A 23,713-nucleotide genomic window follows, 5' to 3' on the forward strand; every position below is an offset into this window, starting at 1 on the left:
AACTTATATATTATAACCTTTTAGTAACTCTTTTTAACTAAAATAAAAAGATTATTAAAGACAAAACAAGGGACTTGATGAGAAATCAACCAAAATATCACTTTTTTAAAAATACAATTTATGCTCTTAAAGGATTAAAAGATATTATTAAAACTGAAAGCTCTTTTAGAATAGAACTTACACTCTTTTTTATCTCTATTCCAATTTTGATTTTTATTGAAACAACACTTACAAATAAACTTCTTCTTTTTATAACTTTAAGTTTAGTTCTTTTAACAGAAGCAATGAACTCTGCAATTGAAAGAGCTGTTGATTTAGTTACATTAGAGCACCAAAGAATGGCAGGTATGGCAAAAGATGCAGGAAGTGCAGCAGTATTCATCTCTGTTGTTATTGCACTTACAACTTGGGGCTTTATTCTTTTGGATAGTTTTAAGCTCATTTAATATACAAGTTTTTATCTATACAGTTGTATATATTGGCTAAAATACCAAAATGGAAACAACACTATTAATATTATTTACATCTTTAGCCCTTGCAACAGTGCTAAATATCATACTAAAAAAGTTATCTATGTCCCATATTATAGGATATATTATAACAGGGACAATAATTGCAACAATTTTTAATCTTAGTTCTACAACAACCTTAGATACTTTAGATTTAATAGCAGAATTTGGAATAGTTTTTTTAATGTTTACAATAGGTTTGGAGATGCCTTTTAATAAACTAAAAAAGATGAAAGATATTCTTTTTGTTGATGGAGTTTTACAAGTTGGAGCAAGTTCAATAATTATCTTTTTGGTTTCAACTTTTCTTTTTAAAATTGATACAACCTCATCGATAATTATTGCCCTTGCTTTTTCTCTCTCTTCAACAGCAATTGTATTAACTTATCTTAAACAATCAAAAGATATCTATACACCATATGGAGAGAAATCAACAGCAATTTTGGTATTTCAAGATTTGGCAGTAATCCCTATACTTTTACTTATCTCATTTTTATCAAATGATACTTTAAGTCTAAGTGAAATATTGATTAAAACCATACTTGCAGCAATAGCAATTAGTGCTTTTATGTTTACAATAGGAAGAAAACTTTTAAAATGGTTTTTGGATTTTTCTTCAAGAACAAGATTGGAAGAGCTCTTTTTAGCTTCAGTTCTTGCTATTGTAATAGGAACCTCTCTTTTGGCTCATACTATTGGTTTTACCTACTCTCTTGGAGCTTTTATAGCAGGGATGATTATTGCAGAAACAAATTATCATATAAAAGTTGAATCTGATATTGCTTCATATAAAGATCTGCTTTTAGGAACTTTTTTCTTCTCTGTTGGAACAAAAATAGATGTGGTATATTTGGTTTCAAATTTGCACTATGTTCTTCTTATCTTCTTTGCAACAATGATTATAAAAGCCTTTGTTGTTTATCTAATAATGATAAGAAAATCAAACAAGAGTGATTCAGTTAAATCTGCCCTTGCTTTATGTCAAATTGGGGAGTTCTCTTTTGCCGTTTTTGCACTTGCAGCAAATGATAATATCTTAGATGAAGAGTTATCAAAGTTTTTGATTTTGGTTACAGTTTTATCTATGATAATCACACCTTTTATTGTAAACAATATCTATAAACTTGCTTCATATTTTGTAGTAGAGTTTTATGAATCAGATAAAATTACACCAATTAATAGAAAAAATCACACTATTATTTGTGGATACTCTATTTTAGGAAGAATTATTGCCCATGAACTTATGAAAGAGGGAAGATCTTTTGTAATTATCTCAGATAACCTAAAACACGTTTTATTAGCAAGAAAAAATGGTTATATGGCATATTTTGGACACCTTGAAAAACTGCCAGTTATGGAATCACTTAGAGTTGATGAAGCCTCTGATATTATCATTACTTTAAATAATCTAACACAAAAAAGACTTGTGTGTGAGGCGATATTAAACTATAGAAGTGATGCAAAACTAATTGTAAAGATTGATTCACTAGATGAGAAAAAAGAGTTAAAAGATCTAAATATTGCTCACTATGTTCACTCTCAACTTGAAACTGCAAATCTAATGATTGAAAAGAGTTTAAATATAAATGCAGAAGATAAAAAAGAGCAAAATTAATTGCTCTTTTCTCTACTATGAAGGACGTTTAATTAGTAGGTAATGAAATTATAATTGATTAGCGTTGCAAAAGAGTAGCATTGAAAAAAATTTAACAATATTTAATTGATTTTTCTATAAAATACAAAAATTGTTAGGAGCACTTTTGTATTCAAAAGAACTAAATTCTATAAAAAAATCCAACCGTTTTAGAACTAGAGAACTCTATGATGAAAATCTAATCGACTTAGCATCAAACGACTATTTGGGACTAACTGCAAATAAAGAACTTTTCCAAAATGCTTACCAAAGAGTTTTAAAAAATAGTTACACTGCACCAAAAGCCTCTATGCTTGTAAATGGTTACTCAACCATTCATAAAGAGTTTGAAGATGCACTAAAAGAGGCAAATAGTTTTGAAGATGCCTTAATAGTTGGGAGTGGTTTTTTAGCAAATCTATCTATGATTGAAGCCCTTGTAAGAAAAGGTGATACTCTGTTTATAGATGAAGAGTACCATGCAAGTGGAATGGTTGCAACAAGGCTTTTAAGTAAAAATCAGGTTGTGATATTTAAACATAATGATACAAAAGATCTTTTAGAGAAAATATCAAATATTAAAACAAAAGGAAGAAAAATCATTGCCATTGAGGGTGTTTATTCTATGGGTGGAGATTTGGCTTCAAAAGAGATATTTGATATTGCAAATGAATATGATGCTTTATTAATAGTTGATGAGGCGCACTCTTCTGGAGTAATAGGAGAAAATCTTCTTGGAATATTTGATTATTATGGCATAACTCCAAAAGAGAATCATATAAAAATGGGAACTTTAGGAAAAGCCTATGGAAGTTATGGGGCATATATTCTTGCAAGTTCAAATATTATTGCTTTTTTATTAAATAGAGCAAAAGCAGTTATATATACAACCGCACCTTCACTATTTGATACAGCATTAGGTTTAGAGTCTTTAAAGTTTATTCAAAAAAACAAAAAACTTATAAAAAATAGAATCACTTCAAATTTAAAGGTGATAAAAGAGTCTTTGGGTATAACTTCAAATAGTTTAATCATTCCAATTGAAATTGGTGACAATAAAAAAGTTATTACAATTCAACAAAAATTAAAAAAAGATGGATATTTAGTTGGTGCAATTAGACAACCAACTGTAAAAAATGCCATAATTAGGCTAATTGCAAAAATAGATATAAGTGCAGAGCAGTTAGAAAAAGTTTGTAAAAAATTAGAGGAATTAAGATGATTCTTACAGAATTAATCAAGGGTAATGAAAATTTTAGAAAAAATAGTTTTATTGAGCTTGAAGAGGATTTAAAAAACCTAGTTATACATGGTCAAAAACCTGAAGTGATGTTTATTGGGTGTTCTGATAGTAGAGTAACTCCTGATTTAATGTTAGGAACTAAACCTGGGGATATGTTTATTCTAAGAAATGTTGGTAATTTTGTTCCCCCTTTTAAACATGATGAAGATTTCCACGGAAGTGCCGCTGCTATTGAGTACGCAATAGCTGTTTTAAAGGTTAAACATATTATTATTTGTGGACATTCTCACTGTGGTGCTTGTAAAAGTTTATATGATGATATTCCAGATGATGGATCATTTATTCATATAAAAACCTGGTTGACTCTTGGTGCAAAGGCAAAAGAGAGAACTTTAAAAAATAAAAAGTTTACCACAAAAGAAGAGATGTATAGAGCAACAGAGAGAAACTCTATTAGACATCAATTGGAAAACCTTCTTACCTATCCTGATGTTGCAAAACTTTGCAATGATGGCAAACTAAAGGTTCATGGCTGGTATTATGATATTGAGACAGCACAGATTGATTATTATGATAAAAGAGATGATAAATTTAAACCATTAAATGAGATGACCTATGAAAAAGAGTGAAATAGAAGTTAGAAAATTACCTAAAAAAAGTATTATTACCATTATTATAATGTCAGTTATTATAGTAATCGGTTTTACGTTTGAAGTTTTTACAATTAATTTGAAAATGGAAGAGGTGCTAGCAGATTTAGGGCATAAACACATTTCTAACATAAAAGTTGTAAATAAGATGAGAGTTGAAGATAATGAGACTAGATTAAAAAGTACTGTATACAAAGTTACGTTCTTTGATGATGATTTAAAAAAAGAGTGTATAGGATTTGTTCATAGAAGTAACCATGGAGAATACAGCAAAGATATAGATTGTAATTAAAAAGAAGATAAGATGAGTTTATTAGAAAAATTTGAAAATAAAGAAAAATATACATTTGAAGAGGCAGTAAAACTTTATGATTTGGAGCTTTTTGAACTAGCCCAGCTTGCAAATAAAATTAGAGAAGAGAAACATGGTAAAAAAACCTATTTTAATATAAATAGACATATCAATCCAACAAATATCTGTAAAGATGTATGCCAATTCTGTGCTTATAGTGCAAGTAGAAAAAATCCACACCAATATACCATGAGCCATGAAGAGATTATGGAAGCAGTTGAGAGTTCTGTAAAACATGGAATCAAAGAGGTTCATGTGGTTTCAGCACATAATCCCCACACCGGATTACAATGGTACTTGGATATTTTTAGAAAAATAAAAGACAAACATCCCGATATACATGTAAAAGCTTTGACAGCAGCAGAGATTCACTTTTTATGTGAAAAGTATAATCTAAGCTATGAAGAGATGATTCAAAAAATGATTGAAAATGGTGTTGATTCAATGCCTGGCGGTGGTGCAGAAATTTTTGATGAACAGGTTCGAAAAAGAATTTGTGGTGGAAAAGTTAAATCTGATCAATGGCTAGAGATACATAGACTTTGGCACAAAGCAGGACATGAGAGCAATGCAACAATGCTTTTTGGACATGTGGAGAGTAGAGAGCATAGAATTGACCATATGTTAAGACTAAGAAAACTTCAAGAAGAGACTGGTGGATTTAACGCTTTTATTCCTTTGGTTTATCAAAGAGAGAACAACTATTTAAAAGTAAAAGAGTTTTTAACAGGTCAAGAGATTTTAAAAACTATGGCAATCTCTAGAATTCTTTTAGATAATATTGAAAATATTAAAGCCTATTGGGTTACCTCAACAACAAAATTAGCTCTTCTTGCTCAAGAGTTTGGGGCAAATGATTTAGATGGAACAATTGAAAAAGAGTCTATTCAAAGTGCCGCAGGAGCAAAAAGTGCAAATGGTATTGCTTTGGAAAATTTTGTTGATTTAATAAAAAACTCTGGTTTTATTCCTGTTGAAAGAGACTCAGTTTATAATGAAATAAAGGTTTGGTAACTTTAAATTAAAGTTGCCCTACTTTGGCTGATTAAACTCTACTGTAAACTCAACTTCAATTCCTGCATCAGTTTTTGCAAAGTTTATTGGATATGAGATATTTATTGAGTATAACTCTCTATTTAATCTATCAATTATCTCAAAAAACTCTAAAGGTTTTTGAATAACAATATTTACTAAATAACTAAAAATAATAACATCCTCTTTAGAACTATTTTTAAAAGTTACTACACTATTTTCAGGTAAAAGAATCTTCATCTGTTCAGTTACACTAATAATTGGCATAAACTCATTTTCTGTGTAGATATCTTTATAGTCTTTAGTTTTTATTACTCCTTTATCTTTTAAGCTAACTGCTTTTACAGTTGCTTCTTTAATAGCCTCTTTAGACTCTTTAAACTCTATATCAACATTTTCATATAAACTTTTTAGTTCTGGTTCAAGAACTTTTATATAACTATCTTTATTTAAAAGATTTAGTTGCATCTCCATGCTATTTACATCTAAAGTTAACTCTTTTAGAACCATATCATAAGGAATTGATTCAAAAGCTTTTATAACTCTTGTTTCAACAATGCTATTACTTTGTATATGATTTGGCAACAATACAGGTTTTTTTATCACCTTCTCTTTTTTTACTTCAACACTCTTTTGCACTTTTTTAGGTGGTGTCATCAGTTCTTGAATTTTTGGATAAAAGAGATATGCAATTGCAATTAGAAGCACTATAATTAGTGAAATTATTAGTGCATTTTTAAGTCTATTGTTTGGTTTTTTTCTAGGTTTAATAAAACTTTTTTGTATATGAGAATCTTTTGAAAGTTCAAATAACTCTTCATCAACAGAGATTGGATGATATGAAACATTAATCATAAAATCATCACCCATTTTTGCAATCTGTTCCTCAGAGATAAGTCTTAGATTATAAAGAATTGATATCTTTTCAATAAAGACATTTTTCGAAATTAGGTAAAACTCTTCAATAGTCTCCTTAATAAGCTCATAAACTTCCAAAGCATAAATCTCATCAAATAGTTTTTGTCCCATCAACTCATTTTCATAAAAGTGACTATTTTTAATATCTTCAAAAGCAGTTAAATCAACTCTTTTATCAAATACAATTTCACTATTTGAATTTAGTATTACACAAAAAGCTTGATTATTAAAAAGCAAAACAACAAAGTTGTTATTGCAAGGAGTTTTCTCAATATGTAGATTTAAAATATGATAAGCAGAAAAAATATAATCAACTCCACATTTAGAGAAGTAGTTTCTTGTCTCAAAAAGTGCATTTCTAGAAACTGCAATATTATAGTCATTATTTAAAGATCTTGTTATAAAATCTCTTGGTCTTTGTTGATTTTTTCTTAATAGCTTTACATCTTCTTGTAGAAGAAGTGTTGAGATATAGGTATTATCAATCTCAGATTGCAAAGCAACAAATTTTGTTGCAATATCTCTTCCCATAATCTCATCTTTTGCAATAAAAGTTGAAGTATTTGTCTCAGCAATATCATTATTACTTAATTTTTTAAAATTAACTTTTAGTTGTGATCTATATTTGATGGCATTTATATACAAAAACTCTTTTGAAAACATCTTAAATCAAAACCCTTACTTCATTGCATTTATAAGCATCTTTTCTTTAATTAACTCTTTTGCTTCTTCAACTGTATAAGAACTAATATCAAGTGGTTCTTGAATAAAAAACTCCAGTTTTCCAAAAGGCTTAGGGATAATAAACTTATCCCAAGAATTAAATTGCCAATATCTTGTTGGTCTACAATTAAACACCAATATTCTAGCATTTGTTTTCTGTGAAATTGCTACAATTCCATCTGCAACTGAGTGTCTTGGTCCTCTAGGTCCATCAGGCGTTATTGCAATATCATCACCTGCTTTTAACTCTTTTATTGCACCAATTAAAGCTTTGGCTCCACCTCTTGTACTTGAACCTCTTATTGAATCAATTCCAAGATACTCTACTGTTTTTGTAATAGCTTCGCCATCTTTGTGCTCACTTATCATGGCACTTACTTTTCCTTTAGGCTTTAATCTTTGATAATTAAAAGGTTGCATCAGAAGTTCCCCATGCCAAAAAGCCACAATAAATGGCTCTTTTGGGTTAACTTCTGGATGATGAAAAACTTTTTTATTGGTTAAATAGATAAATCTAACAATTAGTTGCATTATAAAAGGAACAACCCTTGTAACTAAAAAAAGTTTCATCTATTTATCACTTCACCTTTTAGTGCTGTTCTTGTTGCTTCTGTAACTTTTACATCAACAAGTTGACCTAAAAGTTCATCACTTCCTTTTACAAAAACTTGGCAATAGTTATCAGTAAATCCTGCAACTTCACCATTTGGTTTTAGTGAATCAAAAAGTACAGTTACAACTTTTCCAATATTTGAGTCCATAAGTTCGCTTTGGTGCTCTTTATGAAGCTCAATTACCTCTATAAGTCTTTTGCTTCCTATCTCATCAGCTACTTCTATATCTTTTAACTCTAATGCTGCTGTATTTGGTCTAGGAGAGTATTTGAAATTAAAGATTTGATCAAATTTTACTTGCTTGATTACATCAATTGTATCTTCAAAATCCTCTTGGGTTTCACCTGGGAAAGCAACAATAATATCTGTTGTAATTCTAACATCAGGAACCATCTCTCTTATCTTTTTAGCCCTATTTAAAAACCACTCTTTTGTGTATCCTCTTTTCATAGCTTTTAGAATTTTTGTAGAACCACTTTGTAGTGGCATATGAATACACTTAGAGATTTTAGGATTTTTTGCAAACTCCTCTATAAACTCATCATCCATATGAAGAGGGTGAGGAGAAGTAAATCTAATTCTCTCAACTTTCTCAATTTTTGAAACATCTTGCAAAAGTTTTGTAAAAGAGTATTTCTCTCTTTTGTCGCTAAATCTTCTTCCATAAGAGTTTACATTTTGCCCAAGTAAAGTTACCTCTTTAGCTCCTCTTAAAACATCTTTTTTTATCTGTTCAATTATCATTTCAGGAGGAATAGAGATTTCATCTCCTCTTGTTGCAGGAACAATACAATATGTACACTCCTTATCACAACCAATTGAGATGTTAACTGATGTTTTATACAAGTTATTTGAGTTTTGTGCAAATTGGTAAGTTGAATCATCATAATCTATATCAATCTCAACTGCACCTTTTTTTTCTATAACATCTTTTATTTTAGAGATATTTCTAGCTCCAAGTACAAAATCAACATAAGGCGCTCTTTTTATAATATCGTTTCCCAAATGACTTGCAGTACATCCACATACACCTATTTTTGCACCATCTTTTTTCTTAACATTAAACTGACCAATCTCTGAAAAGAGTTTTGAAACAGGTTTTTCTCTAACAGAGCAGGTATTGATAATTATCAAATCTGCATCCTCTATATTATCTGTTGTGGTGTAGTTTTTATGCTCTTTAAGTTCTGCAATAATATGTTGGCTGTCTGTGTCGTTCATTTGACAGCCAAGGGTTTGTATAAATAGCTTTTTTTCTTCTTGTTTACTCATTAATACTTTTCACTAAAAAATTATAGTGCATGAACCTCATACATATACTCTTCATCTGCAAGTCCGTATTTAACTTCTCTAAAGTATACGTTAAATCCCTCATCTTCAAAAGAGTCAACTAAAGACATCATATCTTTATGAGAGTTATCTCTATCAAAATAGAAAATTTTCTCCCCATCTTTTTTCAAATCCTCTTTAAGTTTATCAAGTTGAACTTTTTTTGGTTTTTCACTTAATTCAGTTCTTGCAAGTAATAATTCCATATTATTTAACCTTTGTTTTTATAAATTAGCTAAATAGTCTATCTTAAAATTGCTTTAATTTCTATAAAAGCTCTTTTAAGATAAAATGGTGTTCTACTCTACATTGAAAATCAAAAACTTTACATTTCAATGTCACAAAATAAAGAAGGTACAAATGGATAAGATTATAGATATATTGGATTCTATTGCCTATGAAAAAGGCTTAAAAATTGATGATGTTGAAAACTCTTTAAAAGAGGCATTAATCAAGACTGCGGAAAAGATGGTTGATTCAACTTTGAGATTTGATGCAGAAATAGATAGACCAAATAAAAAATTAGAACTTTTTCAAAAAATTGAAGTTGTTAAAAACGATGATGTGAGATTAAAAGAAGATGGTGTTGATAATTATGGGAATATCATCAGTAAAGAGAATTACATCTCAATAGAAGAAGCAAAAAAAATTGATGAAAGCTTAGAGATTGGTGATTTTGTAAACTATGACTTAGAGTTTGAAAATATGGGAAGAAATGCAGCAACAATTCTTCACAGCAATTTTGAATATAGAATACAAAGATTTCTAGAAGAGTCTCTTCTAAATAAATATAAAAATAAAATTGGAAAAACTATAAGCGGAAGTGTTACTAGAATAGATAGAGCAGAAAATACTTTCGTAGAGATTGGTGAAGTTAAAGGGATGTTACCAAGAAAGAGTAGAATTAAAGGTGAATCTTTTAGAGTTGGTGATACAGTTAAAGCTGTTGTTAAAAGTGTAAATATAGATAAAACAAATGGACTTATTGTTGAGATTTCAAGAACAAGTCCAAAATTTTTAGAATCACTTTTAAAATCTGAAGTTCCTGAACTAAAAGATGAGATTATCTCTATTGAAGCTAGTGCTAGAATTCCAGGTACTAGAGCAAAAATTGCACTTATCTCAACTGATTCTAATATTGACCCTATTGGTTCTGTTGTAGGTGTAAAAGGTGTTAGAATAGGTGCAGTATCAAAACAGTTAAATGGAGAAAACATTGACTGCGTTGAGTTCTCAACTATTCCAGAAATGTTCATAGCAAGAGCACTTAGCCCAGCAATTATTACAAGTGTAAAAATTGAAAAATATGCAGAAGGAAATGAAAAAGGAAAAGCTTTAGTTACAATCCCTGCTGATCAAAAATCAAAAGCAATTGGAAAATCTGGTTTAAATATTAGACTTGCATCAATGCTTACAAAATATGATATAGAGCTAAAAGAGGTTGGCGGTGAGACTATTTCTTCAACAGAAACAGATTCTCAAAAAGAAGAGAAAAATCATGATACAGCATCACTAGAGGCACTATTTAAGTAATGAAAAAATTAACAATATTTGACTCTGTAAAAAAAGAGAAAGTTCTATTTGAAGCAATTGAAAGCCCGGATGTAAAAGTTTATATCTGTGGACCTACAGTTTATGATGATTCACACTTAGGACATGCAAGAAGTGCTATCTCTTTTGATCTACTTCACAGAGTCTTAAAAGCAAATGGTTATAATGTAATAATGACCAAAAACTTTACAGATATCGATGATAAGATTATTAAAAAAATGCACGAGACAAATAGAAGTTTGGAAGAGATTACAAGTGAATATATTAATGCATATAAAAAAGATATGTCGACTTTAAATATCTTGCCAAATTCCCTTGAACCAAAAGCTACACAAAATCTTGAATATATGATTGAAATGATTGAAAATCTAATGGAAAAAGATATTGCTTATAAAATAAGTGACGGTGTATATTTTGATGTTTCAAAAGATGAAATTTATGGTTCACTTTCACACAGAGCAAGTGATGAAAACTCTATTGCTAGAGTTGAATCAAATACTCAAAAAAGAAATCCAAGTGATTTTGCCCTTTGGAAATTTGAAAAAGCAAATGATGTAGCCTATGAGTCACCTTTTGGTAAAGGAAGACCTGGATGGCACATTGAGTGTAGTGCAATGATAAAAAAACATTTGGCATACAAAGATAAAGAGTACCAAATTGATATTCATGGTGGAGGGGCAGATTTGCTTTTCCCTCACCATGAGAATGAAGCAGCACAAACTAGATGCTCTTCAAACCAAAATTTAGCTAAATATTGGATGCATAATGGTTTTGTAACGATTGATGGAGAGAAGATGAGTAAATCTTTAGGAAACTCATTTTTCCTAAAAGATATACTAAAATCATATAGTGGTGAAGTTGTAAGATTTTATCTTTTAACAGCCCAATATAGAGCAAACTTTAACTTTAATGAAGAGGATTTAATCGCTTCTAAAAAAAGACTTGACAAACTATATAGAGTGAAAAAAAGGGTTTATGGTTTAGAAGCAAGTAGTGTAAACAGTGAGTTTAAAACTTCACTTTTAGAATCTTTAAATGATGATTTAAATACACCAAAAGCGATCTCTATAATAGATGAGTATATAAACAAAGCAAATGAGACTTTAGATAAAGAACCAAAAAATAAAAACTTAAAAAAAGAGTTAGTTGCTACGTTTAATTTTATTAGTGATATTTTAGGTATTGGTTTTGAAGATGCCTATAAATATTTCCAATTTGGAATAGGTGAAGATGAGATTAAAGAGATTGAAAATCTAATTGAAAAAAGAACTCAAGCAAAAAGCAATAAAGATTTTGAAACTGCCGATAAAATAAGGGAAGAGATTAGCTCTAAAGGTGTTTCAATAATGGATACACCAAATGGTGTAGTATGGGAGAGAGTTTAAGAAGTTTAACTTCTAAACACCCTCCTCTTTTTAAACTTTTTTACATTTATTGAAATAATTTTTTATTTCTGTATAATCAAAATATTTTCCAAAAGAAGGATAAAAAAAATGTCAAAAAAAAATAGATTTTCTGTTATGCCCATATCATCTCTATTTTTTTCAGTAACCTTTTTGGCTATTGGTTACGGTATGGTGCTAACATATATTGGTGTATATTTAAAAGGCAACGGAATAAATGATATTGCCATTGGTCTTATTAACTCATCATTTTTTCTTGGGGCTATTTTATCATCTATTTTTAGTCAAAGTATAATTTCAAAAGTTGGGCATATAAGAAGTTATGCAAATTTTGCAGCTCTTATGGTAACTACATTTTTACTTCAATATCTATTTTTCAATGAATTTTTATGGGGATTTCTTAGATTTGTAGCTGGATTTTGTTATTTTAGTATCTTAATCATAATAGAGAGTTGGTTAAATGAAAAAGCTACTTCAGAAATCAGGGGAAAAGTGCTTGCAATATATGAGATTATTTTCTATTTATCAATTGCATTAGGGCAACTATTTCTAACAATGGATAATTTAAGTAGCACTATTTTTGTTTTAGGTTCTGTTTTAGTTTTAGTTTCAATCCCTTTTATTGCTTTAACAAAAATCAAAGAGCCAGAACTGCTCCCTTTTGAGAGATATTCATTACCAAAAATATATAAAATAGTACCTCTTGCTACAACAACAAGTTTTATTGGAGGGATATTTATTGGTTCATTTTTTACAATGGCTCCCGTATATGTTTTAGCAAAATTTCAATCTGTAGAAGTTGTCTCTTATTTTATGTTAATTGGTATTTTAGGAGGTCTTATTGCAGAATGGCCAGTTGGTATTGTTTCAGATAAATATGGAAGAAGAAAGATTATTGCAATAGTCTCATTTATTACTGCAATTAGTTCCTCTTTGTTTTTATTTATAGGTTTAAATACAACTTTATTATACATTTGTTCTTTTCTATTGGGACTTACTATATTTTCACTATATCCTCTAAGCTTAGCAAGAGCAAATGATGTTTTAGATGAAGATGCTGATATTTTAGAGATAAGTAGAACTCTACTCTTTACTTATGGATTAGGTTCTTTTGTAGCTCCAATTATTGTTGGATTCTTATTTAAATTTTATGACAACTCTATGTTTGTATTGTATTCTGTTGTAGGAATATATTTAACTTTTTATTCTTTATCTAAAAAAAGAGTTGCCGATGATGAACTAAGTACCTTTGTAAATGTTCCTATAACTTCTGGGGCAAATATAGCTGATCTTGACCCAAGAACAGATAGGGAAGCAAGATAAAAAAGAGTTAAATACTCTTTTTTACTACTTTTATATCTTCTAAATTGATTGTCAAATAGCACTCACTGCTATTTTCAAGCTCATCAATTGAAGTAGTTTTTATAAATATAGAACTGTTTTCATAATCACATAATAAAACTTCCACTTCATAATAATCTCCGCAATATGAGATATCTTCAATAGAAGCTTTAACTCCACTTTGCGAGAAACTTATTTTATCAATAGGAACAACCCCAACACTCTCTTCATTAACATCAACACCCAACGATAGACTTAATTCATTAGGAAGGCTATTTATTCTATTTAAAAAATTTGCCACATAAAGTGAGTTTGGAGATTCAAAAAGCTCTTTTGGTGTTCCAAATTGTTCAATTTTTCTATTATGAATAATTGCAATTTTATCACTCATACTTAAAGCCTCTTTTTGATCGTGGGTAACCAAAATAGCACTAAGTCCCATCTGCTTGATAAGTTTTTTTAGCCAAACTTTTGTTTTATTTCTAAGTATTGAATCCAAATTTGAAAAGGGTTCATCAAGAAGTATTACTTTTGGTTCATATGCCAAAACTCTAGCTATTGATACCCTTTGTTGTTGTCCACCACTTAGTTCATGGATTTGTTTATTTCTATGCTCAACTAAGTCAAACTGTTTTAATAACTTATCAACTCTTTTTTGTCTCTCTATTGCCTTTAGTTTATAAAGGGCAAACTCAATATTCTCTTTTACATTTAGATGTGGGAAAAGTGCATAATCTTGAAAAATATATCCAATATCTTTGTGACACTGTTTTTGTCCGTTGTTTATTAAGCAGTGATCATTTATAAAAATCTCTCCACTATACTCATCTTGCAAAGAGGCGATACTTCTTAAAATTGTACTTTTACCACAACCACTTGGTCCTAAAATTGTTACAATCTCCCCTTGAATAACATCGAAAGATACATCTTCTAAAATCTTTGTATCTGAAAAAGAGATTGAGAAATTTTTTAGGCTAACTCCTACCATACTACTAATCCTTAACCATTTTTTTTGCCAAAATCAAAACTGAAATAATTCCAAAGGCAACTATAAACATTGCTGGAACACTAGACTCTATTATCTGAGATTGATTTACAAGCTCATGGGATAAAACAGGAAGAGTGTCAAAATTAAAAGGTCTTAATATCATTGTTAAAGGCAACTCTTTCATAACTTCAATAAAAACAATAATAAAACTTACCATAATTGAACCTCTAATAAGAGGGAAAACCATCTTAAAAAAGGTTTGAAAACTTCCTATTTGCATAGTTTTACAAGCATCATCATAGGTTTTTGGAATTTTACTAAATCCTGACTCATAATTATTTATTGAGATTGCAATAAATCTAACCACATAACCAAAGATTATGGCAACTATTGTTCCACTTAGTAAAATGTCCAAATTTCTATCTATAATACTAAAAAAACTCAAAATCCCAACAGCCACAACTGCTCCTGGAATTGAGTATCCAAGTTTTGAGATTTGTACTAGATTTTCAGCTATTTTATTTTTATGAACTCTTACATTGTATGTAATTACAAATGCCAATATTGTTATTAATATAGAACTAAATACTCCTAGTGAAAGAGTTTGAAAAAGTATTGTTAAAAAATCTTCATCAATAATCTCTTCATAAGAGATATAAAACCAATAACTCATTTGAGAAAAAGGGAGTAAAAACCCTAAAAAGAAAGGAATAAAACATACAAGAAAAGCTAAAAAGGCTTTTAAACCTTTTAGTTTTTGTTTTATAATTGGTTTAAAATCTTTTCCACTACTGTTATACTGTTTATTTCTTCGCTGAAATCTCTCAGCAAAAATAAGTAAAAAAATGAAAAGCATTAAAAGTGAGGCAAGTTTTGAAGCATCTTCCACACTTCCCATTCCAAGCCAAGTTCTAAAAATACCAGTTACAAATGTTGATACTCCATAATAATCCATAACTCCAAAATCTGCAACAGCTTCCATTACTGCCAAAATCACTCCTGCAACAATTGCTGGTCTTGAAATAGGAATTATTACCTTATAAAAGATTTGAAAATTTGTAAGTCCCATTGTTCTTGAAGCATCAATAATAGATGAAGATTCTGCTTTTAGATATGTTTTAGAGATCAGATACACATAAGGGTATAAAACCAAAGACATAATTATAATAGCGCCCTCTATTGACATAATATCAAAGAAATTTACTTCATCAAAAGATTTACCCATAAAATCTAAAATAAAAGTTGTAACACTTCCTGTTATATCAAACATTCCTCCATAAATATATGACATTATATATGTCGGAATTGCAAAAGGAAGGATTAAAGCATAATGGAAAAACTTTGAACCTTTGAAGCTGTAAAAAGTTGTAATATAAGCTGTTGTAAATCCCAAAAGAGAGGTTAAAATAGCAACTCCTACCATTATATATAAAGAGTTGTAAATATATGTAAAAAGTACAGTATCAACTAGATGTTGCCAATTTTTGCTGCTTACAAATATATTTGAGATTAAAATAAGCGCAGGAATAGAGATAAGTAGCGTTAAAAGAACACTACTTATTGTTAATTTATTAAATATCTTCAATCTAACTTCTTACTTCCAACCAGCTTCATCAAAGATTTTAACGGCATCTGCGTTGTATTTACCCAAAGTATTAACTGAAATTTTGTCATCAGTAAATTCACCCCAAGATGCAACTACACTATTTACTTTCATACCTTTTACAACTGGATATTCAAAGTTATCATTTGCAAAAAGCTCTTGTGCCTCAGGACTTGCCAAAAACTCAATAAATTTGATAGCATTTTCTTTATGTGGCGCATATTTTGTAACACCTGCTCCACTTACATTGATATGTGTTCCACCATTTTCAAATACAGGGAAAATCACTTTCACATTTTGAACTGCCTCTTTTTCAGAAAGATCTTTTGAGCCAGTCATCTGTCCCACATAATATGTATTTACAATTCCTATCTTTCCAATCCCATTTCCAACTGCTTTTACTTGATATCTATCATCTCCTCTAGGAGCTCTTTTCATATTATTGACAACACCCTTTGCCCATTTTAGTGCATACTCTTTTCCATGGTGGGCAATAACAGCTGCAAGCATAGATTGGTTATATATGTGACTTGAAGATCTTGTCATAATCATCTTTTTAAACTCTGGTTTAATTAAATCCTCATAAGTCTTGATTTTGTTTTCCAAACCACTATCTTTTGGAACAACAAAAGCTCTAACTCTTTTTGTAAGAGCAAACCACTCATTATCTTCATCTCTTAAATTTTCTGGTATATTATTTATTAAGTAGTCTGATTTAATTGCCTGTAAAAGATTTAGCTCTTTTGCTTGGTATAATCTACCAGCATCAACAGTTATTAATACATCAGCAGGAGATTTATCACCTTCACTTGTTAATCTTTTTATTAAAGCATTTGCGTCAGCTTTAACTACATTTACTTTTATTCCCGTTTTTTCTTCAAACATTTTAAAAAGTTGTTTATCTGTATCATAATGTCTGTGGGAATAAACATTTACCTCTTCACTTGCAAAAAGTGCAGAGAATATCAAAAAAAATCCTAAAATTAATTTCATCAAAATATCCTTATTTTCGTAATTGATAATTGTTATTGAAATTATATAGAGAAATTACTTAACCCTCTCTTATAGGCTTTTAGAAATTTTTGGCATAAAAAAAGGGAAGAAAGTATAAACTTCCTTCCCTTTTATCTAATCAGAATATAGACTATTTTACGTAAGCCGCATCTGTAACGTTTTGAGTGTTAACAATATATGGAACTAATGCCATGTGTCTAGCTCTTTTAATTGCTTTCTCTACCATCTCTTGAGAGTTTTTAGAGTTACCAGTAAGTCTTCTAGGCATGATTTTACCTCTTTCACTCATAGAGATTTTTAATAAATCTACATTTTTATAATCAATGAAATCAACTTTCATCTCAGTATATTTACAAAATTTTTTTCCGTATTTTCTTCTTTCTGCCATTTTATGTCCTTATTATTCTAGAAAGGTATTTCGTCATCGTCAATATCGATTTCAGGTATACTGTACTCTTGCGGTTGCACAGAGTTCATACTACCACCATAATTATTTTGACCAACATTGCTTTGAGGTGCTTGAGATTGATTGTATTGTGGAGCTTGTGGATTATAACCATTATCCCCACCACCTTGTTGTGGAACAACATTTTGCGAATCAGCTTTAGTATCTAACATTTTCATAGTATCAACTCTTAAAGCATGTTTACTTCTGTTAGATCCGTCTTGTGCTGTCCATTGCTCAAATACTAATCTTCCCTCTAATAAAACTTTAGAACCTTTTCTTAGGTATTGATTAGCAATTTCAGCACTTCTTCCAAAAATATTGAAATCTAAAAAACAAACTTCTTCTTTTTGTTCTCCAGTATTTGTCTTATATCTATGACTTGTTGCAATTGCAGATTTAGCTAATGCAGAACCATTTGGCATATATCTAAGCTCAATATCTCTTGTTAAGTTACCTATCATTACTACTTTATTATACATAAGATGTTCCTATAAATTTAATTAGTTAGCTTTTTTAGCTGCCTCATCACTCATTTTTGTCCAAGCAACAACTTCTTTTTTACTTTCATATTTGATGAAAATAAATCTGATAATATTTTCATTAATTCTGTAGTTTCTTTCTATTTCAAAGATACCATCAGTTTGACATTTGAAATAAATTACGAAATAGTAACCTCTTTTGTGTTTTTCAATTTCATAAGCTAGTTGTTTAGTTCCCATATCATCACAAGATACGATTTCACCACCATTTTTTTCGATTGTAGCTTTTACTAAATCGATTTGAGCCTTAGTCTCTTCTTCTGTAAGAGTTGGCTTTAAGATAAACATTGTTTCATAATGTTTGATTCTTGTCATTAATTCTCCTTATAGATTGTGCCGGTATCTTTACAAATATCAGCAAGGTTTTTGTAAAGTCTGTGATTTTATCTAATTAAAACTGAAATTTTCCTAAGAGAAGCTTGGAGATATAGATTTTGATTGTTTATTTTTGAAGATTTTAACTCCAATTCTATATTTAATAGAAAATCAAGTAGTTCTAAAAATTTCTCTGGTTTTATATTTATTGCTAATCTACTTTTTCTCTCCCAAATATTTTTTGGAGGAATAAAACCTAAAATCTCTTTTGCATTTGCACTTCCGTAAACCCTTGCGTAAGAGCTTATCATAAAGAGTTGTTGGATAAATGAAGTTACTTGATTTAGAAGATATATCTCATTCATACCCTCTTCCAATAAAGCTTCCAAATCTTCACTTATATCTTGCCCTTCTAAAAGATTGTGTAAGAAGTCTTCAAAGTTCACTGCACCTATTCCAAAGCAGTGTTTATATATCAAATCAGGAGTTATTAGTTGTTCTAAAATTGAGAGTTTTTTTAAGTCATTCACACATAAAGATAAATCTTGTCTATGCATAAAATAAAGATTATTTAGTGCTGAAATTTCATATTTTATATTTAAGGCTTTTGCATGGCTCTCTATTATTTTTATTGCTTCATTTACAAAAGGTAAAAACATTCTAACGCTAACAGCATTTTGTTTCTCTGTAAAATATCCAGCCATAGTTTTGAATTCGCCATCATCCATACAAGCAAAAATAACTTTTGAGTCAGGATTTATATTGCAAGCCTCTATTAGCTCTTCAACCTCTTTTTTATTTAGCTTCTTCTCTAGTTTTATAACTAAAATATTATTTGAAGAAAAAAGTGATGATTGTAGAAGTTTATCTTTTGCATATTTAAAATCAAAATCATCAAAATAGAGTTTCTCTACCTCATCAGGAGTTCCCAGTCTTTTGGCCACCAAATCAGTATAATACTCTATTAAAAATTTTGATTGCCCATAAAACATATAGGCATTAAATATTTTGTTTTGATTTAAAAGGTTGTCGAATTCATTTTTATACATAGTGAAATATTAACCTAAATTTACTTTTAAAATAGTTTTTCTAATCTATTAAAAAGACCTATCCAAGTTTTATCTTCTAAAAGTTTAATTACTTTATCAATATCATATTTTTTATCACTAATAACTTCTAAACTAACCTCTTTAATAAATCTTTTTATACTATTCTCAAACTCTTTTATATCTTCTTCAAAAGGGGTATCTAAGTTTTTTAATCTTGGCATTTTAATATATCTTATAGCACCAAGCTCTTTTAACTCATCTCCTAAAAAATCATCAAGACCTGGCAGATCTGTAGTTATTACTTTTGCACCTGAGGCTAATGCTTCTATAACAACTAGAGGTAAACCCTCAAAAAATGAAGGTAAAATAAAAATATCACTATACTTTAATATCTCTTCTAGCTCTTTTTGAGGAAGTAATCCCAAGTATCTTATATTTGCTTTTGATATAACTACACTTTTTATTATATCATCACTCTCTTTTGCTGTACCATTCCCTATCAAATTCAATTCCATATTTTCGCAATTTTCTACATTTTCAAATGCATTTATAAGATGAGGAACCCCTTTCGCATTACAAATTTTTCCTACATATGTGATTTTTATTTTTTTATTTTTTTCTCTTTTTATAGGGAAAAACATTTTAGGATTATATCCGCTTCCACTTGTAATAACTTGTTCGTCATTTAGCTTGTACAATCTTTTAATTTCCTCATTTTGTACAGAGTTTAAAGCAAAAAAATAATCACATCTAGGAATTTTTTCTTTTACTAAATCTACAAATTGAAAAGCTCTTTCAAGTTGTCTTAAATCTGTTCCGTGACAAAGAGCTAAAACTTTTAAATTTGGATATAAATCTTTGATAAAAGTTGCTAAAAGCCAAATATGATTACAAATTACAACATCAGGTTTAAACTCCTCAACAGCCTTTGTTATAACTTTTTTAAACTCTTTTTCATAAGAGTTAAACATCTCTTTTGTTAATTCACTATATTTAGTACTTTTATATGGCATTACATCACTCATACCAACAACAGGAAAAGGTAATGTTGAAGTTTCAAATAAAACAGGATAGTAGTTTTTCATATCTAAATTATCAATGCCTGGTTCTTGCTCATTTAAAGGAACTCCTGCAAGTACCGCTTGTTGGTATCCTTTTTCAAAACCTGCTTTAAATAATTGTTGTAAAAAGACACCGCTTCCAGTTTTCCCTGGTCTTTGTGCCAATGCATGTAAAATTTTCATTTAGTACCTTATAGATATAATTGCTATTTAAAATATTAGCAAAAATATACTTTTCCTAGCTTTCTGTAAAATCTATTATTAATTTTTAAATTGCATAAAAATTCCAATAACAAACATTACTTTTATATATTATTTCTGTTAAAATGTAAAATAAAAAAGGCTTAATATGGAAATAGAAATTTCAACACCAGCCCTACTCTTTCCTGCTATTTCACTACTTCTTTTAGCATATACAAATAGATTTTTAACAACAGGACAACTTATAAGGGCAATAAGTAGCCAAGCTAGAACTGACGGTATTAGAGATTTTAGCGGACAAATTGCAAACTTGAAAAAAAGATTGGAACTTACAAAATGGATGCAGTTTTTTGGCGCTTTGTCAATGCTTTTTTGTACCATATCAATGTTTGCACTGTTTTTAGGATATTACGATTTAGGTAAAAAAATCTTTGGTTTTAGTCTTATAATTATGTGTATCTCTTTAGCTATTTGCATTTGGGAAGTTTATATCTCATCAAATGCTTTAAATTTGGAGTTAAAAGATTTGAATGACAGATGTTCGCAATAAGACTCTTTTGTTAAAAGTTAAAGCTTTTATTCTCTCTTACACTCTTTTACAAAGAATTGCGCTTCTATTACTTTTTGATGTCAAAAAGTAATACAAAAAGCCACCAACGTCTTCACTGTTTGCTAAAGCAAATACCCTCAAAGATAAAAAATCAAAGATTTTTTAATTTGTTAAATTTCGCGGCTAGCTCTTTAGTCCAGACTTTGTTAAACCTTAGATTTTATTAAAAATAAAAACAAAGCTAATAAAAAAACTTTATTAAAGCAAAAGTTCTCTTATGTATAATCAAACAATAATTCATAAATTTTAAAAGGATATTTTATGCAAAAAGAGGCAAAAATTCTTTGGACTACTGATAACAAAGAGACATCAATACATATGGTACTTCTATATGCACACAATGCAAAAATAAAAGGTTGGATGGATGAAGTTTCAGTTTTAGTTTGGGGAGCTAGTCAAAAACTAATAGCTCAAGATAAAGAGATTCAAGATAAAGTAAAAGCTATGATAGATGATGGTGTTAAAGTTACAGCTTGTCTAAAATGTGCAGAGAATATGGAAATAGCTGAAGGGTTAGAAGCTTGTAATATAGATGTATATTATACAGGTGAGCTTCTAAGTAATTGGATAAAAAGTGGAGATACTATTATAAGTGTTTAAGAAACTTCCTAAATAGTAAATAAAGATATAATTTTTTATCCCAAAAGAGTTTTATAATAAAAGTTTTTCAATCTCTTTATTATTTTATGGTTCCAATTATCGCTTTTGAGAGGATATCACTTGATTTTATAATAACTTTTATTTTCCCATAAAGGGTTTGCCCTTTATAGTTATCAAGTTTTATCTTTGCTCCTGCTATTTGTCCATAAGTGACTGCAATACCTTTTTCAGTATCTATAATTTTTGCTTTTATCTCTTTTCCTATATTTTTTAAAGCCCATCTTGCGTATTTTCTATCTTCAAAGTCCCAAACCATTTGATCTATTTTTCTCTCTTGCTCTGAGATATAATCACATATTTCATCAATATTTTTAGGAGTCTGTTTTGTTTTTAACATCCTATGTAAAACCAAGTCAGAGTATCTTCTAATAGGACTTGTAAAGTGAGAATAAGACTTAAATCCAAGCCCAAAGTGCCCTAAATTTCTTGAACTATATTTTGCTTGGGTTTGAGCATGAATAATAAGTTCATCTATCTCTTCCCTTAAAACAGAGTGTTTAGCTTTCTCTTGAATATGAGTAATTGTTGAGTGCACATCACTTTGAAGTTTTGCTTTTATTCCAAGGCTATTAACATCATCAATCAATTTTGTAATAGCTTTAAAAGGAGGCTCTTCATGAATTCTAAAAATCCCAACACTATTTACTTTTTTACTTGCTTCAATATTTGCTAAAAGCATACACTCTTCTATTAGTTGGTGAGATGAACTTGAAGTTTCAATCTCAACACTTTGCAACTCTTCATTTAAAAGTTTTAATCTATACTCACTACTTCTAAAGTCATATCCATCTTTTAATCTTTTTGTTCTAAATTGTTTGGTTACTTCATATAAAGGAAGAAGATAATCAAAAATTTGCTTCTCAACTTGCGTATAAGTATCAAGTTTGTTCTCTAAAACTCTGTCAATTCTTCCATAAGAAAATTTTCTATGGGAATTAATAACTGCTTCAAGAAGTTCGCTCTTTTTAACCTCAACTTTTTGTAAATCAAGATAGATTTTAAAAACATAAGAGTATCTATCAACTCCCTCTTTTAGTGAACACATATCTTCACTAAGTTCATTTGGAAGCATAGGAAGAACTTTTGAAGGCAAATAAGCTGATGTTGATTTTTTAAAAGCTATTTTATCCAGTTCACTATCTTCCTTTACAAAATAAGAGACATCTGCAATTGCCACATAAAGAATTGAATTTTCCCAGTCAAAATAGATGGCATCATCATGGTCTTTTGCAGTATTTGGATCTATTGTACAAAATGCCAAATCCCTTAAATCAACTCTCTGTTTTAGGTCATCCATTTTAGCTTCTACAAAAGGAGTTTTCTCTAATCTTATCTCCTCTTTATATAGATTTAGTGATATTCTTTCATCCACTTTTGGATTGCTTATATTCCCTAACTCTTCTTGAATTTCAAAACTCTTGCTATCTACAATTAAAAGTTCTCCATCCTCTAAAAGAGTATTTGGAGTATTTTGAAGTCTTATTGACTCTTTTACAGTGTAATACTCTCTATTTTTTACATAAACTAAAATATTCTTATTGTTGTTATTTGAAAAGAGTTTGATAACCTTTGCTTTTATTTTATTTCTTGGATTAAAAACTCTTTTTACTAAAACTAAATCTCCATCATAAGCACCATTTAGATGTTCAAAATCTAAAACTAAATCTTTATGTTCATTTACCAAATCACAAAGTACAGCTTTGGTTTTATCAACTCTTACTTGTCCAACTCTATATTTTGAGTTTATTTCATAATTTTCATTTTTAACTATAAAACCCTCTTTAACAAACTCTTCTAAACTTTTTATCTCTTCTTCACTAAAATCTCTTATATTTTGTTGTACTTTAGTAAATAGTTCTTTATACAATATTCGATTCCTCTTCATTTTTTATAATTGATAATAATATAAATACCCCTAAAAGAAGTA

The 23,713-nt window shown here is 29.3% G+C and carries 24 protein-coding genes; 11 read left to right on the forward strand and 13 right to left on the reverse strand.

The features are described 5' to 3' along the window. Positions 1 to 77 precede the first annotated feature (77 nt). From AEBR_RS13385 to mqnE, 6 genes are all read left to right on the forward strand, one after another. Positions 78 to 446 (forward strand): diacylglycerol kinase, encoded by a 369-nt coding sequence (locus AEBR_RS13385; protein ID WP_128982196.1) that lies wholly within the window; start codon positions 78 to 80, stop codon positions 444 to 446. 49 nt (positions 447 to 495) lie between these two features. Next, positions 496 to 2,124 carry a cation:proton antiporter domain-containing protein gene (locus AEBR_RS13390; protein ID WP_129087445.1) on the forward strand — a complete coding sequence of 543 codons (1,629 nt, stop codon included), beginning with the start codon at positions 496 to 498 and terminating at the stop codon, positions 2,122 to 2,124. A 145-nt stretch (positions 2,125 to 2,269) separates the two neighbouring features. After that, positions 2,270 to 3,364, forward strand: coding sequence for an aminotransferase class I/II-fold pyridoxal phosphate-dependent enzyme (locus AEBR_RS13395; RefSeq protein WP_129087444.1), 1,095 nt, complete (start codon positions 2,270 to 2,272; stop codon positions 3,362 to 3,364). Further along, positions 3,361 to 4,014: a carbonic anhydrase gene (locus AEBR_RS13400; RefSeq protein WP_128982190.1), complete on the forward strand. Its 654-nt coding sequence runs from the start codon at positions 3,361 to 3,363 to the stop codon at positions 4,012 to 4,014. The genes AEBR_RS13395 and AEBR_RS13400 overlap by 4 nt, the downstream gene beginning before the upstream one ends. Then, positions 4,001 to 4,327 (forward strand): hypothetical protein, encoded by a 327-nt coding sequence (locus AEBR_RS13405; RefSeq protein WP_129087443.1) that lies wholly within the window; start codon positions 4,001 to 4,003, stop codon positions 4,325 to 4,327. Before AEBR_RS13400 ends, AEBR_RS13405 begins: the two co-directional genes overlap by 14 nt. 12 nt (positions 4,328 to 4,339) lie before the next feature. Continuing rightward, positions 4,340 to 5,401 carry an aminofutalosine synthase MqnE gene (gene mqnE, locus AEBR_RS13410; RefSeq protein ID WP_129087442.1) on the forward strand — a complete coding sequence of 354 codons (1,062 nt, stop codon included), beginning with the start codon at positions 4,340 to 4,342 and terminating at the stop codon, positions 5,399 to 5,401. A gap of 18 nt (positions 5,402 to 5,419) precedes the next feature. Here the strand turns inward: mqnE and AEBR_RS13415 are convergent, their stop codons facing one another. Genes AEBR_RS13415 through AEBR_RS13430 form a run of 4 tightly spaced genes read right to left on the reverse strand, consistent with a single transcriptional unit; the run spans position 5,420 to position 9,209 of the window. After that, a complete protein-coding gene (locus AEBR_RS13415) occupies positions 5,420 to 7,000 on the reverse strand; it encodes a hypothetical protein (RefSeq protein ID WP_129087441.1) in 1,581 nt (526 codons plus the stop codon). Positions 7,001 to 7,015: 15 nt separating this feature from the next. Continuing rightward, positions 7,016 to 7,630, reverse strand: coding sequence for a lysophospholipid acyltransferase family protein (locus AEBR_RS13420; protein ID WP_129087440.1), 615 nt, complete (start codon positions 7,628 to 7,630; stop codon positions 7,016 to 7,018). Next, positions 7,627 to 8,946: a tRNA (N6-isopentenyl adenosine(37)-C2)-methylthiotransferase MiaB gene (gene miaB, locus AEBR_RS13425; RefSeq protein WP_129087439.1), complete on the reverse strand. Its 1,320-nt coding sequence runs from the start codon at positions 8,944 to 8,946 to the stop codon at positions 7,627 to 7,629. Before miaB ends, AEBR_RS13420 begins: the two co-directional genes overlap by 4 nt. 20 nt (positions 8,947 to 8,966) lie before the next feature. Beyond that, positions 8,967 to 9,209, reverse strand: a complete 243-nt coding sequence (locus AEBR_RS13430; protein ID WP_128982178.1) for an HP0268 family nuclease — start codon at positions 9,207 to 9,209, stop codon at positions 8,967 to 8,969. Between the two features lie 154 nt (positions 9,210 to 9,363). Between AEBR_RS13430 and nusA the strand changes: the two genes are divergently transcribed. The 3 genes from nusA to AEBR_RS13445 all read left to right on the forward strand — a co-directional run bounded on the left by nusA (position 9,364) and on the right by AEBR_RS13445 (position 13,280). Beyond that, a complete protein-coding gene (nusA, locus tag AEBR_RS13435) occupies positions 9,364 to 10,536 on the forward strand; it encodes a transcription termination factor NusA (RefSeq protein WP_129087438.1) in 1,173 nt (390 codons plus the stop codon). Next, positions 10,536 to 11,939, forward strand: a complete 1,404-nt coding sequence (gene cysS, locus AEBR_RS13440; protein WP_129087437.1) for a cysteine--tRNA ligase — start codon at positions 10,536 to 10,538, stop codon at positions 11,937 to 11,939. The genes nusA and cysS overlap by 1 nt, the downstream gene beginning before the upstream one ends. Positions 11,940 to 12,047: 108 nt before the next feature. Further along, on the forward strand, positions 12,048 to 13,280 hold the full coding sequence (locus AEBR_RS13445; protein WP_129087436.1) for an MFS transporter: 1,233 nt from the start codon (positions 12,048 to 12,050) through the stop codon (positions 13,278 to 13,280). 7 nt (positions 13,281 to 13,287) lie between these two features. Here the strand turns inward: AEBR_RS13445 and AEBR_RS13450 are convergent, their stop codons facing one another. The 8 genes from AEBR_RS13450 to AEBR_RS13485 all read right to left on the reverse strand — a co-directional run bounded on the left by AEBR_RS13450 (position 13,288) and on the right by AEBR_RS13485 (position 20,498). Further along, complete coding sequence (locus AEBR_RS13450) at positions 13,288 to 14,286, reverse strand: ABC transporter ATP-binding protein (protein ID WP_129087435.1); 999 nt, start codon at positions 14,284 to 14,286, stop codon at positions 13,288 to 13,290. 4 nt (positions 14,287 to 14,290) lie between these two features. After that, a complete protein-coding gene (locus tag AEBR_RS13455) occupies positions 14,291 to 15,871 on the reverse strand; it encodes an ABC transporter permease (RefSeq protein ID WP_129087434.1) in 1,581 nt (526 codons plus the stop codon). A gap of 9 nt (positions 15,872 to 15,880) precedes the next feature. Continuing rightward, positions 15,881 to 16,882, reverse strand: coding sequence for a Fe(3+) ABC transporter substrate-binding protein (locus tag AEBR_RS13460; protein ID WP_172658910.1), 1,002 nt, complete (start codon positions 16,880 to 16,882; stop codon positions 15,881 to 15,883). A gap of 151 nt (positions 16,883 to 17,033) precedes the next feature. Next, positions 17,034 to 17,291 carry a 30S ribosomal protein S18 gene (gene rpsR / locus AEBR_RS13465; RefSeq protein WP_128982163.1) on the reverse strand — a complete coding sequence of 86 codons (258 nt, stop codon included), beginning with the start codon at positions 17,289 to 17,291 and terminating at the stop codon, positions 17,034 to 17,036. 17 nt (positions 17,292 to 17,308) lie between these two features. Then, positions 17,309 to 17,830, reverse strand: a complete 522-nt coding sequence (locus tag AEBR_RS13470) for a single-stranded DNA-binding protein (RefSeq protein ID WP_129087432.1) — start codon at positions 17,828 to 17,830, stop codon at positions 17,309 to 17,311. Between the two features lie 21 nt (positions 17,831 to 17,851). After that, the gene (gene rpsF / locus AEBR_RS13475; protein WP_128982158.1) at positions 17,852 to 18,205 is read right to left on the reverse strand and encodes a 30S ribosomal protein S6; all 354 of its coding nucleotides are present in this window, start codon (positions 18,203 to 18,205) and stop codon (positions 17,852 to 17,854) included. 68 nt (positions 18,206 to 18,273) lie between these two features. Continuing rightward, positions 18,274 to 19,254, reverse strand: a complete 981-nt coding sequence (holA, locus tag AEBR_RS13480; RefSeq protein WP_129087431.1) for a DNA polymerase III subunit delta — start codon at positions 19,252 to 19,254, stop codon at positions 18,274 to 18,276. Between the two features lie 26 nt (positions 19,255 to 19,280). Next, entirely contained in the window at positions 19,281 to 20,498 is a 1,218-nt protein-coding gene (locus tag AEBR_RS13485) for a glycosyltransferase family 4 protein (RefSeq protein ID WP_129087430.1), read from the reverse strand. 166 nt (positions 20,499 to 20,664) lie between these two features. On the opposite strand from AEBR_RS13485, the gene AEBR_RS13490 reads away from it, so the two are divergent. Both AEBR_RS13490 and AEBR_RS13495 read left to right on the forward strand, forming a co-directional pair. Further along, positions 20,665 to 21,066 (forward strand): DUF2721 domain-containing protein, encoded by a 402-nt coding sequence (locus AEBR_RS13490; RefSeq protein ID WP_129087429.1) that lies wholly within the window; start codon positions 20,665 to 20,667, stop codon positions 21,064 to 21,066. A 321-nt stretch (positions 21,067 to 21,387) separates the two neighbouring features. Beyond that, positions 21,388 to 21,726 (forward strand): DsrE family protein, encoded by a 339-nt coding sequence (locus tag AEBR_RS13495; protein ID WP_129087428.1) that lies wholly within the window; start codon positions 21,388 to 21,390, stop codon positions 21,724 to 21,726. A gap of 79 nt (positions 21,727 to 21,805) precedes the next feature. Here the strand turns inward: AEBR_RS13495 and AEBR_RS13500 are convergent, their stop codons facing one another. Beyond that, a complete protein-coding gene (locus AEBR_RS13500; protein ID WP_129087427.1) occupies positions 21,806 to 23,653 on the reverse strand; it encodes an RNB domain-containing ribonuclease in 1,848 nt (615 codons plus the stop codon). Positions 23,654 to 23,713 lie beyond the last annotated feature (60 nt).

The sequence above is a fragment of the Halarcobacter ebronensis genome (assembly GCF_013201825.1).
Taxonomy (GTDB): Bacteria; Campylobacterota; Campylobacteria; order Campylobacterales; family Arcobacteraceae; genus Halarcobacter; species Halarcobacter ebronensis.

Bases quoted from the DNA above. Each gene is read 5' to 3' on its own strand.
- AEBR_RS13385 (WP_128982196.1), top strand. From the start codon at position 78: ATGAGAAATCAACCAAAATATCACTTTTTTAAAAATACAATTTATGCT.
- AEBR_RS13390 (WP_129087445.1), top strand. From the start codon at position 496: ATGGAAACAACACTATTAATATTATTTACATCTTTAGCCCTTGCAACA.
- AEBR_RS13400 (WP_128982190.1), top strand. From the start codon at position 3,361: ATGATTCTTACAGAATTAATCAAGGGTAATGAAAATTTTAGAAAAAAT.
- AEBR_RS13405 (WP_129087443.1), top strand. From the start codon at position 4,001: ATGAAAAAGAGTGAAATAGAAGTTAGAAAATTACCTAAAAAAAGTATT.
- mqnE (WP_129087442.1), top strand. From the start codon at position 4,340: ATGAGTTTATTAGAAAAATTTGAAAATAAAGAAAAATATACATTTGAA.
- AEBR_RS13415 (WP_129087441.1), bottom strand. From the start codon at position 7,000: ATGTTTTCAAAAGAGTTTTTGTATATAAATGCCATCAAATATAGATCA.
- AEBR_RS13420 (WP_129087440.1), bottom strand. From the start codon at position 7,630: ATGAAACTTTTTTTAGTTACAAGGGTTGTTCCTTTTATAATGCAACTA.
- miaB (WP_129087439.1), bottom strand. From the start codon at position 8,946: ATGAGTAAACAAGAAGAAAAAAAGCTATTTATACAAACCCTTGGCTGT.
- AEBR_RS13430 (WP_128982178.1), bottom strand. From the start codon at position 9,209: ATGGAATTATTACTTGCAAGAACTGAATTAAGTGAAAAACCAAAAAAA.
- nusA (WP_129087438.1), top strand. From the start codon at position 9,364: ATGGATAAGATTATAGATATATTGGATTCTATTGCCTATGAAAAAGGC.
- cysS (WP_129087437.1), top strand. From the start codon at position 10,536: ATGAAAAAATTAACAATATTTGACTCTGTAAAAAAAGAGAAAGTTCTA.
- AEBR_RS13445 (WP_129087436.1), top strand. From the start codon at position 12,048: ATGTCAAAAAAAAATAGATTTTCTGTTATGCCCATATCATCTCTATTT.
- AEBR_RS13450 (WP_129087435.1), bottom strand. From the start codon at position 14,286: ATGGTAGGAGTTAGCCTAAAAAATTTCTCAATCTCTTTTTCAGATACA.
- AEBR_RS13460 (WP_172658910.1), bottom strand. From the start codon at position 16,882: ATGAAATTAATTTTAGGATTTTTTTTGATATTCTCTGCACTTTTTGCA.
- rpsR (WP_128982163.1), bottom strand. From the start codon at position 17,291: ATGGCAGAAAGAAGAAAATACGGAAAAAAATTTTGTAAATATACTGAG.
- AEBR_RS13470 (WP_129087432.1), bottom strand. From the start codon at position 17,830: ATGTATAATAAAGTAGTAATGATAGGTAACTTAACAAGAGATATTGAG.
- rpsF (WP_128982158.1), bottom strand. From the start codon at position 18,205: ATGACAAGAATCAAACATTATGAAACAATGTTTATCTTAAAGCCAACT.
- holA (WP_129087431.1), bottom strand. From the start codon at position 19,254: ATGTATAAAAATGAATTCGACAACCTTTTAAATCAAAACAAAATATTT.
- AEBR_RS13485 (WP_129087430.1), bottom strand. From the start codon at position 20,498: ATGAAAATTTTACATGCATTGGCACAAAGACCAGGGAAAACTGGAAGC.
- AEBR_RS13490 (WP_129087429.1), top strand. From the start codon at position 20,665: ATGGAAATAGAAATTTCAACACCAGCCCTACTCTTTCCTGCTATTTCA.
- AEBR_RS13495 (WP_129087428.1), top strand. From the start codon at position 21,388: ATGCAAAAAGAGGCAAAAATTCTTTGGACTACTGATAACAAAGAGACA.